This is a genomic window from Pseudoalteromonas sp. CO325X (genome assembly GCF_004208955.1).
GTDB lineage: Bacteria > Pseudomonadota > Gammaproteobacteria > Enterobacterales > Alteromonadaceae > Pseudoalteromonas > Pseudoalteromonas ruthenica.
In genome coordinates, this window is record NZ_SGPG01000034.1 from 42,390 (window position 1) to 56,359 (window position 13,970).

Consider the following 13,970-nt stretch of genomic DNA (forward strand, 5'->3'; position numbering starts at 1 on the left):
GGTACTCTGATGGGTCACACTGCAAAACTTGAAACCACACAAGACAACGCCACTGATACAAATGTTATCGACGAACCAAAGGAAGAACTCCTAGAGCAAGTAGAGGAAAGTAATGCTGAGGAAGAGATCTTCGCCAAGGACGATAATGTTAAAAACCTCGATGCAACGCAACTTTACCTAAGTGAAATTGGCTTTTCGCCGCTGTTAAGCGCCGAGGAAGAAGTCTACTTTGCACGTAAAGCCTTACGCGGTTGCGAAGCGTCAAGAAAACGCATGATTGAGAGCAACCTACGCCTGGTTGTGAAAATTGCCCGACGTTACAATAATCGTGGTTTAGCGTTACTCGATCTGATTGAGGAAGGTAATCTGGGGCTGATCCGCGCCGTGGAGAAGTTTGATCCAGAGCGCGGTTTTCGCTTTTCAACTTATGCAACATGGTGGATACGACAAACCATAGAGCGTGCGATAATGAACCAGACACGCACTATTCGCCTACCGATTCACGTGGTAAAAGAGCTCAATGTTTACTTGCGTACGGCCCGTGAACTGACGCAGCAACTGGATCATGAACCAACTGCAGAAGAAATTGCAGAGCGTTTAGACCGACCAGTAGAAGACGTGACTAAAATGTTGCGTTTAAACGAAAAGATTTCCTCTGTTGATACCCCGATTGGTGGTGACAACGATAAAGCATTACTGGACATTATTGCTGATGAGAAGGGCAGTGGTCCCGAAGGGGAAGTGCAAAGTAAAGATATCAACGATCACATCGTGCATTGGCTTGATGAACTAAACCCTAAACAGCGGGAAGTTTTGGCTCGACGCTTTGGTTTATTAGGATACGAGCCATCCACCCTTGAGGATGTAGGCCGAGAAATTGGCCTTACCCGAGAGCGGGTAAGACAAATTCAAGTGGAGGCATTGCGCCGATTAAAAGATATGCTCCATCATGAAGGGCTTAACACCGAGAGTCTATTTGAACAAATGTAATGACTGATTACCCACAAGCCGCCTTTTTAAGGCGGCTTTTTTATGCACTTAATTAGCTGGGCAACATACAAAAGGCCTCGCAGCCCAAGAACTTTCCCAGATACTCCAACACTCATTGTTAACGTACCCTTTTGTGCTGAGATAAATTCAAGCTCACTCAAGTCCTTTCTTTTGATATTTGTCGATTGTTAATAATGGCTTTGGGTAAAACAAAAAATATACAATTGATTAACATGTTTGTTTTGGTTAGTCTGGACCTGATTAAAAAACAAACGAGGTGATTTATGAAATCCTATCGGCGATATATACCAGCTGTAGTGGCAACACTCATGGCGGCGCCCACTGTGTCTTGGGCCTTAGACTGCAGCACACTGACGCCATGGAATAGCGATGATGCCTATAACAGTGGTGCTCAGGTTGTATACCAAGACAAAGCATATGAAGCGAACTGGTGGACGCAAAATCAAGACCCAGCCACTCACTCAGGAGACTGGCAGCAATGGCGTTTACTGGGTCAATGCGATGATGCCAACCAAACGCCAATAGTCGAGCTTACTTCGCCTCTTAACAATAGTTCTTTTGGTGAAAATGACAGCGTTGTCCTTAAGGCGCAAGCAAGCGACAGTGATGGCAGTATCAGCGCCGTTGAGTTTTTCATCAATGGAGTTTCACTGGGTGTCGATAATGCCGCTCCTTTTGAGCTAAATTGGCAAGCCTTGGCTGGAGAGCATACTTTGCTCGCTCAGGCGCGAGATGATCAGCAAGGCGAGGGCGTCAGCGCTGAAGTACAAATTTCGGTGCTTCCCGCTGACGGGAATGCTGCGCCGACAGTGACGTTAACTGCACCCACAGCGCAAACCCAAGCGCGTAGCGGTGAGCAAATGACCTTGAGCGCGAATGCCGATGACAGTGATGGTGTTGTTACGGCGGTAGATTTTTATGTTGATCAAGTACAAGTTGGCAGCGATAGCAGTGCGCCCTATTCTATACAATGGCAGGCCGAGTCGGGGCTTCATCAGTTTCAAGCCAAAGCCACCGATGATGTCGGTGCCCAGAGTATGAGTGCCAGTGTGCAAGTCAACGTTGATGCGGCCGCAGCAGGCATCTGTCAGGGGACGCCTAGTTATGTTGCAGGCACCAGTTATAGCCAAGGGGATACCGTCGAAAATGTTAATCACGCCTATCGCTGTGACGTCGCTGGTTGGTGCTCTTCAAGTTCGGCTTGGGCATATGAACCTGGAGTCGGCCAGCACTGGCAGGATGCTTGGACCGACCTTGGGATTTGCGCAATTGCTCCGGATATCACCATTACCTCGCCCAGTGCTAATGCCACCTTATTGCAAGGGCAAAGTACGGTGATTAGCGCCGATGTTAGCGACAGTGACGGCAGTGTCAGTGCGGTTGAATTCTCTGTTGCAGGCAATGTTATCGCCACAGACACGAGCGCGCCTTACCAAGCTACATGGCAAGTGCAAGGGCTCGGTGAGACGGCGGTGACGGTTGCCGCGAGTGATAATGAAGGCAACCTTAGCGAGCAGTCGGTGCTGGTCACTGTCACTGATCAGCCCTTGGTGGTGAGTTTGACCTCTCCTGCCAGCGCAGAGCAGCTGCCCTTAGGGCAAAGCCTGACACTGGCTGCTGATGCAAGCTCAGCGCTCGGCAGTATTACCGAGGTGAGCTTTGCTGTGAATGGGCAAATCGTTGGCAGTGATAGCAGTGCCCCTTATACGCTGAATTATACCCCCGCGAGTTTAGGCCAGTATGCAGTTAGCGCCCTTGCCAATGACTCTCAAGGTAACAGCGCACAAAGCACGGCCGCGACAATTAATGTGATTGATACCCCAGCGGGGAAAAAACATAAGCTCATCGGTTATTGGCATAACTTCGTTAATCCGGCAGGCTGTCCTATCCCCTTGTCTGATATTTCCAGTGCTTGGGATATCATCGATATTGCCTTTGCTGAGAATGACCGCAATGCCACCGGTAAAGTTGTCTTTCACCCCTTTGAAGAGGATATTCGTTCCGATTGTCCGCCGATAGACCCGGTTAAATTTAAGCAAGACATAAAAGATTTACAAGCACAAGGAAAGGTCGTGGTATTGAGCCTTGGCGGCGCCGAAGGCACGATTACCCTAGAGACGGATAGTGATGAGGCGAACTTTGTCGCCAGTTTGACCAACATCATCAATGAATGGGGCTTTGATGGCCTAGATGTCGATTACGAGAGTGGTTCCAACCTGGTTCATGGCTCACAGATCCAAGCGCGTTTAGGACGTGCCCTAAAGCAAATTGAGCAAAACATGGGGGGCGATATGTATCTTACAATGGCTCCGGAGCACCCTTATGTTCACGGGGGCATGGTCGCTTATTCTGGCATTTGGGGGGCGTATATTCCGCTCATTGACGATGTGCGCGATACCCTGGATTTACTCCATGTGCAACTCTACAACAATGGTGGATTACCTAATCCTTATGAGCCGGGCTCGGCACCTGAAGGGTCGGTCAACATGATGGTCGCGCATGCGAAAATGTTGATAGAAGGATTTACCCTTGCTAATGGTCAACAATTTGCGCCGCTGCGTGATGATCAAGTCGCTATCGGTCTGCCGTCTGGGCCGCAATCGGCTAATTCAGGGCAAGCACCCACGCAAAACATTATTGATGCGTTGGGTTGCTTAACCAAGGGGCAAGCATGTGGCACCATTACACCCAGTAACCCATATCCACACTTTGGCGGGGTAATGACCTGGTCGATAAACTGGGATAAGTACGATGGTTACAATTTCTCTGGTCCCATTGGCGATAAACTCACCCAGATGAACAATGGTCAATAACCCTGAGATATAAAAAAGCCCGCTTAATTGCGGGCTTTATCGTTTCTATAGCAGCTCTTTTAACCGGTATAACAACTCATGAGCCTGACGCGGGCTTAGATCGTCGGGGTTAATATTACTGAGCTCATTTTCAACCTCACTGGGCTCGGGCTCCGCCAATAAATCCAGCTGCGCTTGTGTGCTCGAGGTGTTGGCGTTAATTGCTGGTTGTTGCTCTAATTGTTTGAGTTTGCGTTTAGCACTGTTGATCACCGCCTTAGGCACGCCCGCTAATGCCGCGACCTGTAAGCCAAAACTCTTACTTGCAGGGCCTTCTAAGACTTTATGCATAAAGGCAATGGTATCGTTGTGTTCAATGGCATCTAAGTGCACGTTTACTAACCCTGATTCATGCTCGGCAAGCTCTGTAAGCTCAAAGTAATGGGTGGCAAATAAGGTTTTGGCATTAATTTTGTGAGCCAGGTAATCTGCCGTGGCATAGGCGAGCGACAAACCGTCATAGGTACTGGTACCGCGACCAATCTCATCCATTAACACCAGCGAGTGGGCCGTGGCATTGTTTAAAATGGTGGCTGTTTCGGTCATCTCAACCATAAAGGTCGAGCGGCCAGAGGCGAGATCGTCGCTGGCACCGATACGGGTGAAAATACGATCGACCAAGCCGATTTGCGCCTGTGCCGCTGGCACAAAGCTGCCAATATGAGCCATTAACACAATCAGTGCCGTTTGGCGCATATAGGTTGATTTACCGCCCATATTCGGGCCGGTTATCATCAACATTCGGCGTTGATTATTGAGCTCCACCGGGTTGGCAATAAAGGGGTCTGTCATCACCTGCTCAACCACAGGGTGACGTCCTTCACTGATGGCGATGCCGTCGCCTTCATGCAGCTCAGGTTTCGCGTAGTTGAGCGTCTGCGCGCGTTCAGCTAGGTTATTCAGTACGTCTAATTCACTTAATGCCGTCGCCAATTGTTGCAATGCATCTATGTGCGGGGCAATGAGGGTGAATAGCTCATCATAGAGCTGCTTTTCCAGCGCCAGCGCTTTGGTTTGGCTACCTAGCACCTTATCTTCGTGCTCTTTGAGCTCGGGGATGATATAGCGCTCGTTATTTTTCAGGGTCTGACGACGAATATAGTGGCTTGGCACTAAGTGAGAGTTCGCGCGGCTAATATCAATATAAAAGCCATGCACCTTGTTGTAGCCAATTTTCAAAGTACTAATACCGGTGCTCTCGCGCTCTCGCTCTTCCATGGCGGTGAGCACATCGGTGGCCCCTTGCGAGAGGTTACGCCAATGATCAAGCTCATCGTTGTAACCCTCAGCAATCACCCCGCCATCGCGGATCAATACCGGTGGGTTATCAACAATGGCGCGTGTCAGTAACTGCAGTAGTTCATCATTGGGGTGACTGGCGGTGGCAATTTGCTTTATCCGCTGGCACTGACTGGTCGCTAACATGTTTTGTAGCTCAGGCAGTTGCTCCAGCGCTGCGCGCAAGCGAGATAGATCGCGAGGGCGCGCATTGCCTAGCGCTAATCGGGCAACGATACGCTCAACATCGCCCACAGCACGCAGCAGTGGCTGCAACTCCATATACCACGCTTGGTCGATGATGGTGCTAATGGCATTAAGACGAAGGTTGAGCTCCTTGCGACAGCGAATAGGGTTGTGAATGCGACGTTTCAATAACCGCGAGCCCATAGGCGTTGCTGTTTTGTCGAGTACGGCCGCGAGTGTGTTTTCCAGACCGCCACTGAGGTTTTGCGTAAGCTCAAGGTTTTTTCTGGTGGCGCTGTCGAGTACCACGGCCTGCGTATCTTGCTCGAGACTAATGCCTTTAATATGGGGCAGGGCGGTACGTTGCGTGTCTTTGACATACTGTAATAGGCAGCCAGCGGCAGTCAGTGCTAACTTTGCTTCATGAACACCAAAGCCAATCAAGTCTTGGGTGCCAAATTGCTGACATAGTGCGGTAACGGCGGTATCTAAATCGAATTCCCATTCCGGACGTCGACGAGTGCCTTTAATATGCTCTATAAGCGCCATATCAGCAAAGGTTTCTGGATAGAGCAGTTCGGCCGGGTTAAGGCGTTGCAAAGTGGATTTAAATGCGTCATTGTCAGCACATTCAACGACATTAAAGCGTCCGGAGTTGATATCTAAATAGGCAACGCCAAAACGGCCTTGTGGGTTTTTATACACGCTAACTAACAAGTTGTCTTGACGCTCTTTTAATAGCGCTTCGTCGGTGATGGTGCCCGGGGTGACGATACGTACGACTTTGCGCTCAACCGGGCCTTTGCTGGTTGCCGGATCGCCCACTTGTTCGCAAATGGCCACCGACTCACCGAGCTGTACTAGGCGAGCGAGGTAGTTTTCCACCGCATGGTAGGGGACACCGGCCATGGGAATAGGTTCGCCGCCGGCTTTGCCACGATAGGTCTGTGATATATCAAGTAACTCGGCGGAGCGAATGGCATCATCAAAAAACAGCTCATAAAAATCGCCCATACGATAAAACAGCAAAATATCGGGATGTTGCGCTTTTATTCGCAGGTATTGCTGCATCATCGGGGTTTGTTGTTTTATATTATCTTCACTGTAGAGATTTGCTGACATGCACGCACTCGAATAAGGATGGTTATGAATTTACAGCACCAGTCAACGAACAATACGAAAACCCTTGCTGCCCAGCTCGGCGCTATTCTAGCGGATAAGCAGATGATGATCACTACCGCTGAATCATGCACCGGGGGGGGCATTGCTTATGCCATTACCGATACCCCCGGCAGCTCGCGTTATTTTGCCGAAGCGATGGTGACTTATTCCAATGAAGCTAAGCACGAGCGCTTGGGCGTGAGCAAGCAAACATTGGCCGATTATGGCGCGGTAAGTGAACAAACCGTGCGTGAAATGGCTATTGGTGCAGCACAAGCCGCAGAGGCTGATGTGGCGGTGGTCACGTCAGGCATTGCCGGTCCCGACGGCGGCAGTGATGATAAACCGGTAGGACTGGTGTGGTTTGCGGTGTTCTTTAATCAGCAGGTGAGCGTGCAACAGCAGGTATTCAGCGGCGATCGCGCGTACGTGCGTGAGCAAGCAATAGCTCATGCTCTGGCGATGACGGTAAAAATTATAGAATCTGCTTGATACTGTAATTCCATACAGTATACTAAGACACATTAAGCCAGCGTGTGGCACAGAACGATTTTGGAGAACAGCATGAACGATAACAAATCAAAAGCCTTAAGTGCAGCGGTTTCGCAAATTGAGCGTCAATTCGGTAAAGGCTCAATTATGAAGCTCGGTGATAGCCAGGCTTTGGATATTGAAGCCATTTCTACCGGCTCACTGGGAATCGATATCGCTCTAGGTATAGGTGGTTTGCCGACCGGGCGTGTTGTTGAAATTTATGGCCCAGAATCGTCAGGTAAAACAACCCTTACATTACAAGTCATTGCTCAAGCCCAGCGCGATGGTAAAACCTGTGCCTTCGTCGATGCCGAGCATGCCCTAGACCCTGTCTACGCCGAAAAGCTAGGTGTTAACGTTGAAGAGCTACTGGTTTCGCAGCCGGATACTGGTGAGCAAGCGTTGGAAATTTGTGACATGCTAGTACGCTCAGGCGCGGTTGATGTGGTCATTGTTGACTCGGTCGCTGCACTGACACCAAAAGCTGAAATTGAAGGCGAAATGGGTGACAGCCACGTTGGCTTGCAAGCACGTTTAATGTCACAGGCGCTGCGTAAGTTAACGGCAAACATCAAACGCTCAAACACCTTGTGTGTGTTTATCAACCAAATCCGTATGAAGATTGGTGTGATGTTTGGTAATCCTGAAACCACTACCGGTGGTAATGCTCTGAAATTCTACTCGTCTGTACGTTTAGACATTCGCCGTATTGGTTCAGTGAAAGACGGTGATGAAGTGATCGGCAACGAGACCCGCGTCAAAGTAGTGAAAAACAAAGTGGCGCCGCCATTTAAGCAAGCCGAGTTTATCATCATGTATGGTGAAGGTATCTCCAAAGAAGGCGAGCTGATTGATTTAGGTGTGAAGCACAAGCTCATTGAAAAGTCCGGTGCTTGGTACAGCTACAACGGCTCTAAAGTCGGCCAAGGTAAATCTAACTCTATTAAGTTCTTAAAAGAGAATGTTGAGATTGCCAATGAGATTGAAGGTAAGCTACGGGAAATGTTGCTGCTTAAAGCAACCATTCAGCCTGAAGACGGTGAAACCAACCCGCTAGCTGCTGAAGCGCAGAGCGAGTAAGACAGAATAAGAGTAAGCGAAACCAGCCTAAGGGCTGGTTTTTTTATGGCTGGAGTTTCATCGCTGGCACGCCTGCCATAAGTTTTAGCTAGGCTTTAAGACTAATGACCAGACATAAAAAAACGCCAAACACAGAGTTTGGCGTTCTACTGTTTAACTAAGACAGGGAATTAAAGCTGCCAGTTAATAGAGAAGGCATAGTGACGTGGTGCACCGTAATAGCCCTGGGCCCAGTAAAGGCTGTGCAGGTACTTTTCATCGGTCACGTTGTTAACATTAAAGGTGGCACTGATGCGCTCAGTCACTTGGTAAGTGGCCACTAAATCAAGTAAGCCATACGCACCTTGTGTCGTCACCGTAGGAATAGTGCCATTGCTTTGCACTCGTGACGTTTTGGCTTGCCAGCGATAATTGGCACCCAAGCTTAAACCCTCAATTACAGGGACCTGATAATTCAGCGCCACTTTAACTTGGTCTTCTGGGGTGTAATCACGAACTAGCTTACCTTCATTGACGTCATCACCGGCTTCAATATCCACATGGCTGTAGCTGAAGCTAGCACTTAAGTCATCAGTGAGACGACCACTGAGTTCAAGCTCGTAGCCATCGCTATTGATCCCTTCAGCAGCGTAGTAAACCGTGTTGTCAGGAGTTGAAAGAGCGGTGTCAGGCAAGGCAATACCGTCTTGCAGAGCATCGAAAATAGCAAAAGTGGCAAACAACTGACCATCTAGCAACTGTGCTTTAATCCCCAGCTCTTTACTCTCACCGGTGATTGGGTCTAAAGCCATGCCGGTTTGATCTTGCTCTGATTGTGGCGCAAAGGTTTCAGTGTAGCTGGCATACACAGTGTAATTCTCTGCAAAGTCGTAGACAGCACCAATATAAGGAATAAACTCTTCTGAGCTGTTCACTTTGGAATTACCGTAAGATAGGCCCTCAGAATCCCACTCGGTATAACGACCACCAGCAAGAATGGCTAGAGGCTCAGTGATTTTGAAGCGTGCCGACGCGTAAGCAGATTTTTGGTCAGCCTCCACAGTCGAACCTCCTGGACGATTGAGAGGGTCATCTGTCAAAGTAGGAACAGGTGCGTTACCTTCAAAATCCTCCAGTGGTGGCATCGCCGGGAAGCCATTCCCGGTCAGGTAGTCGTAAAGTGAACTATCTTGGTAGTTCATATCGGCGCTACTGACACCAAACACTAAGTTATGAGTTTGTCCAAACAGCGAGAAATCACCTGTGGCGTATAAATCATAAAGGTTTTGCTGATCTTTATAGTCGTATTCACTGGCGTAGCCGGTTAATCCCAGCCCGGTTTCAGCACTTGGGGTGCCGTAGACATAAAATAACTCGGAGTCTTGCTCATTGGTCATGTGCGCGTAGCGAGCGCGTATAAACCAAGAGGTGCCCAAACTTTGCTCCAGTTCAACAAAAATATGTTCGTTGTCGTTATTCCAATAAGACCAATCAGCGGCCGTGCTTGTGGATACGTCGAAGTCAGTCGCAGTGCCATCATCATAAAACAATGGCAAGGCTCCCCAAAGAGGGCTATCGGCATCTTTTGACTGACGAATATAATTCACTGATACCTTAGTGCTGTCAGTGAGCTGACCTTCATAGGCGATGTAACCCAAGGTTAAATCTGTGGCGTAGCGGTCCAAGTATGAATCTGAACGCTGCTTAGTGACCACTGCGCGCATTGCGTGGTTATCAGTTAAGGCGCCAGAAACATCCACCTCTAAACGATTTTTATTCCACGAGCCAACAGATGCAGAGGCACTGGCTTGAGTCGTATAAGTGGGCTTTTTCAGTACCATGTTAACGGTCGCTGCAGGAGTACCCGCGCCAGTCATAATACCGTTGGCACCACGGACAATCTCAATGCGATCGTAAATAGAGGTATCAAGGGTACCATGCACATCACCACCATCTTGAGGGATACCTAAACCATCAACTTGGAAGTTAGTGATATCAAAACCACGGGCTTTAAAGTAAGTACGGTCTGTTTCGATTTGCTCAACAGTGACACCCGGTGTTGACTCTAATACAGCGTTAATGTCGTCCAGTGAAAAGTCATCCATTAATGCACGAGACACCACAGAGATAGACTGGGGCGTTTCTTTAATGGTGATGCCGAGTTTAGACGCCGAGTCCGCTTGTTCGGTGATGTAGTTTTTATGGTGCTGACCATACACGGAAACACGTTCAATATCTTTGTCTTTTGCTTGCTCAGCAAAAGCTGAAGTACTCAGGGCAACGGCGCAAAGCGTTGCTATTTTACTTAAAGTGAAGCTTTTCTTAGACATAATCTTTTAGCACAGAGAGTTAAAAATCGTGCATAGACTAATCTGAGTGAGAATGATTTGCAAACACACTTTTGTTGCGAAAAATAAAAAGCCGCTTTTAATAAGCGGCCAAAAATCATCCAACATCTGCAGAGCAAGGCTCTCGCTTAAAGCTTAAACCCTATTAAAACGCATATTTTGCGGAAAACTGTAAGCGGTCCAAGTCACCATCGGCGCCGCTTTCGGTTTCTCGCTCTGCGTGTTTAAACTCCACTCCGAAGGTGAGTTTCTTAACCGGCGAGTACAGTAAGTTGGCACTGTAACTGACGCTGCTTTCGGTAGGGTCGCCACTGAAGGCGAGTAAATCGGTATTGTTATCAGCGCTGAAGAAGGAATAAAGGAAAGTCGATCTGAAGTGATTATTCCAATGGTGCTGATAGCCAATAAACCCTGAGGTTGAGTCAATAGCATCAAGTTCATCGCCATCGAATACCGCACCGTGGGCGACGTTAAGGCCAACATAACGACCCAATCCTTTGCCTTGAGTTAGCATAAACTTAAGGTTGTCGGAGCCGAGATTCACGCGCCCTGAAACACTTACCCCAAACGAGGTTTCGTCTTCATCAAAGCCGTTTTGCTTGTATGTTAGCTGACGCGCCAACGCAGTAACAGCAATATGGCCCCAGTCCGCTTTGTGATTATAGCGGGCAGTGAAATCAGGCATGCTGGCATCGTCGGTTTCTACTCGAGCACCATTGACGGTAATAGAGCTTTCTGGGTTTTCGGCCGAAAATGCCCAATTACCAACGCTATAACGGACTTGTGCCTGACGGGCGAACACCGTGCCCTCCGCTGGGCCAACGAAATCAAGAGTTTCTGGCAACGCGCTGACGTTCTGGAAATTAGACCATGCTTGACCAAATAACCAGCCATCGTAGGTAATAAAGGCTTGGCGTAAACGCGGTGAGTAGGAGTTGGTGACACGTTCGTTGCCCCCGACAGATCCGATAAAATCTAGCTCGATTTTAGTTTTTACTGTTTTTCCGTTACTCACTTTGGTACTGGTACCAAAATTAAAACGAGATTGGCGGGCATGCATATCAAATACTGCATCGGTATCGGCGTCTGGCCCGACGGGGGTGGTACTGGGAACATAAAAGTCACGGCCAATACTGTCGCCAGAAATGGTGCCAGCGGAGTAATCACTCCACATGGCATCAACTTTGACGTAGCCGCCATAACTAATATCGGTGTCGCCAATGGTGGCCGCGTGAGCGCTACCGACTACCGAGCCAAGCGCAGCGCACACCGCCATAAATGTTTTTGTTAGTCGTTTTTGTGTTGTCATAATGAAGTTGTCCTGTTGCAAGCTAGCTATGAAAACATGGTCGTTGCCATGATTTTGAGCAATTACCTATTGGTCTTACGACTAAGGTATAGCCGAACTCTGAGTATGTGGTTAGTTAACTTGCTGAGTGTAGGCAGGTTTGTGGCCATTTTGTGGGATTTCATACTAAGGTCTAATACTGAAACATTCAGCCCTGAGTAATGCTGTGGGCAAGCCTACAGGCAACAAAAGATATGGAGACGGTTATGTCACAGAGCATTTATCCGGTTTTTGAAAACATCAAAAACAACGCACTAGTCGATAACGAAAAATACAAAGCACTATATCAGCAGTCCATAGATGACCCCGAGGGCTTCTGGGCCGAACATGGTAAGCGTTTGCACTGGTATACCCCCTATACAAAGGTAAAAAATACCTCTTTTGATAAAGGCCATATCAGCATTAAGTGGTTCGAAGACGGGCAACTCAATGCATCATATAATTGTATTGATCGTCATTTAGAACATAAAGCCAATAAGACAGCATTGATTTGGGAAGGAGATGACCCGAGCCAAAGCGAGCATATTAGCTACCAGCAATTGCATGATGAGGTGTGCAAACTGGCTAATGGCCTGCGCAAACTAGGCGTTAGTAAGGGCGATCGTGTGGCTATTTATATGCCGATGACGCCGCAAGCTGTCTACGCGATGCAAGCATGCGCGCGCATCGGTGCTGTGCACTCGGTGGTGTTCGGTGGTTTCTCGCCTTCTGCAATCGCCGATCGCATCAACGACAGTGGCGCTAAAGTGGTGATCACCTCAGATGAGGGTCGCCGTGGCGGTGGCACCGTGCCATTGAAGGCCAATGTCGATGAGGCCGTGAGCCAAGAGTCGGTGACTACGGTCGAGCATGTTATTGTGCATCAACTTACCGGTGGTGACGTGCAGTGGCACAGTCACGACCTGTGGTGGCATGATTTAGTCGCTGATCAGCCTAGCCACTGCGAGCCGGAGGTGATGGACGCTGAAGATCCTTTATTTATTCTTTATACCTCAGGCTCAACGGGCCAGCCTAAAGGGGTCGTGCACTCTACGGGCGGTTATTTGGTGTATACCTCCATGACTCATGAATATGTGTTCGATGTGCATGATGACGATGTCTACTGGTGTAGTGCTGATGTTGGCTGGATCACTGGTCACAGCTATATTGCTTATGGGCCTTTGGTTAATGGCTGTACACAAGTGATCTTTGAAGGTGTGCCGACCTACCCAAGTGCAGGGCGCATGGGGGAAGTAGTCGACAAGCATCAAGTGACGATTCTGTACACTGCGCCTACAGCCATTCGCGCGCTGATGGCAAAAGGTAATGAACCCACCGCCAGTTCAACACGCTCATCATTGCGAGTATTGGGTTCGGTGGGCGAGCCCATTAACCCAGAGGCCTGGGCATGGTATTACGAAAATATTGGTAACAGCCAGTGTCCTATTGTGGATACTTGGTGGCAAACCGAAACTGGCGGCATCATGATCACGCCGCTGCCGGGTGCAACCGACATGAAGCCTGGCTCAGCGACGCGACCTTTCTTTGGTATTGCCCCAGCACTTTACGATGCCGAGGGAAATAACCTTGAGGGTGCGGTTGACGGTAACCTTGTTATTCTCGATAGCTGGCCGTCGCAAGCACGTACTGTATACGGCGATCACGAGCGTTTTGAGCAAACCTACTTCTCAGCCTATCCAGGGGTGTACTTCACCGGTGATGGTTGTCGTCGTGATGAGGATGGCTATTATTGGATCACCGGTCGCGTAGATGATGTACTTAATGTGTCAGGTCACCGCTTAGGTACCGCAGAAATTGAAAGTGCCTTGGTGGCGCACGAGGCTGTCGCCGAGGCTGCCGTTGTTGGTTATCCACATGACATTAAAGGGCAGGGGATTTACGTTTATATTACCCCAAACGATGGCGTCCAGGTGAGTGATGAATTGACTAAGGAAGTGCGGAACTGGGTGCGTAAAGAGCTTAGCCCCATTGCCTCTCCGGATATGATTCAATGGTCACCGGGACTACCGAAAACCCGCTCAGGTAAAATTATGCGTCGTATTTTGCGTAAAATTGCAGCCAATGAGCACCAGCAATTAGGCGATACCTCGACGCTGGCGGATCCTGGTGTGGTGGACGATCTCATTGAAAACCGTCTAAATCGTTAATTAGGCGTTAAGAACTTGATTAACGAACGATTCTAAACGTAGACTA

The 13,970-nt window shown here is 48.8% G+C and carries 8 protein-coding genes; 5 read left to right on the top strand and 3 right to left on the bottom strand.

Going from position 1 to position 13,970, the window contains the following annotated elements:
• Window positions 1-9 precede the first annotated feature (9 nt).
• Together rpoS and EXT46_RS17960 are read left to right on the top strand one after the other, a co-directional pair.
• A complete protein-coding gene (rpoS, locus tag EXT46_RS17955) occupies window positions 10-990 on the top strand; it encodes an RNA polymerase sigma factor RpoS (RefSeq protein WP_022946468.1) in 981 nt (326 codons plus the stop codon).
• A gap of 284 nt (window positions 991-1,274) precedes the next feature.
• Window positions 1,275-3,824, top strand: coding sequence for an Ig-like domain-containing protein (locus tag EXT46_RS17960; RefSeq protein ID WP_130148963.1), 2,550 nt, complete (start codon window positions 1,275-1,277; stop codon window positions 3,822-3,824).
• A 45-nt stretch (window positions 3,825-3,869) separates the two neighbouring features.
• Here EXT46_RS17960 and mutS read toward each other — a convergent pair whose 3' ends face one another.
• A complete protein-coding gene (gene mutS / locus EXT46_RS17965) occupies window positions 3,870-6,449 on the bottom strand; it encodes a DNA mismatch repair protein MutS (protein WP_130148965.1) in 2,580 nt (859 codons plus the stop codon).
• Window positions 6,450-6,473: 24 nt separating this feature from the next.
• Here mutS and EXT46_RS17970 point away from each other — a divergent pair, with 24 nt between their 5' ends.
• Window positions 6,474-6,980 (top strand): CinA family protein, encoded by a 507-nt coding sequence (locus tag EXT46_RS17970; RefSeq protein WP_130148967.1) that lies wholly within the window; start codon window positions 6,474-6,476, stop codon window positions 6,978-6,980.
• Between the two features lie 72 nt (window positions 6,981-7,052).
• The gene (recA, locus tag EXT46_RS17975) at window positions 7,053-8,102 is read left to right on the top strand and encodes a recombinase RecA (protein WP_130148969.1); all 1,050 of its coding nucleotides are present in this window, start codon (window positions 7,053-7,055) and stop codon (window positions 8,100-8,102) included.
• 170 nt (window positions 8,103-8,272) lie between these two features.
• Here the strand turns inward: recA and EXT46_RS17980 are convergent, their stop codons facing one another.
• Window positions 8,273-10,411 (bottom strand): TonB-dependent siderophore receptor, encoded by a 2,139-nt coding sequence (locus EXT46_RS17980; RefSeq protein ID WP_130148971.1) that lies wholly within the window; start codon window positions 10,409-10,411, stop codon window positions 8,273-8,275.
• A gap of 163 nt (window positions 10,412-10,574) precedes the next feature.
• Window positions 10,575-11,705 (bottom strand): DcaP family trimeric outer membrane transporter, encoded by a 1,131-nt coding sequence (locus EXT46_RS17985; protein ID WP_022946951.1) that lies wholly within the window; start codon window positions 11,703-11,705, stop codon window positions 10,575-10,577.
• Between the two features lie 278 nt (window positions 11,706-11,983).
• Between EXT46_RS17985 and acs the strand changes: the two genes are divergently transcribed.
• Entirely contained in the window at window positions 11,984-13,924 is a 1,941-nt protein-coding gene (gene acs, locus EXT46_RS17990) for an acetate--CoA ligase (RefSeq protein ID WP_130148973.1), read from the top strand.
• Window positions 13,925-13,970 lie beyond the last annotated feature (46 nt).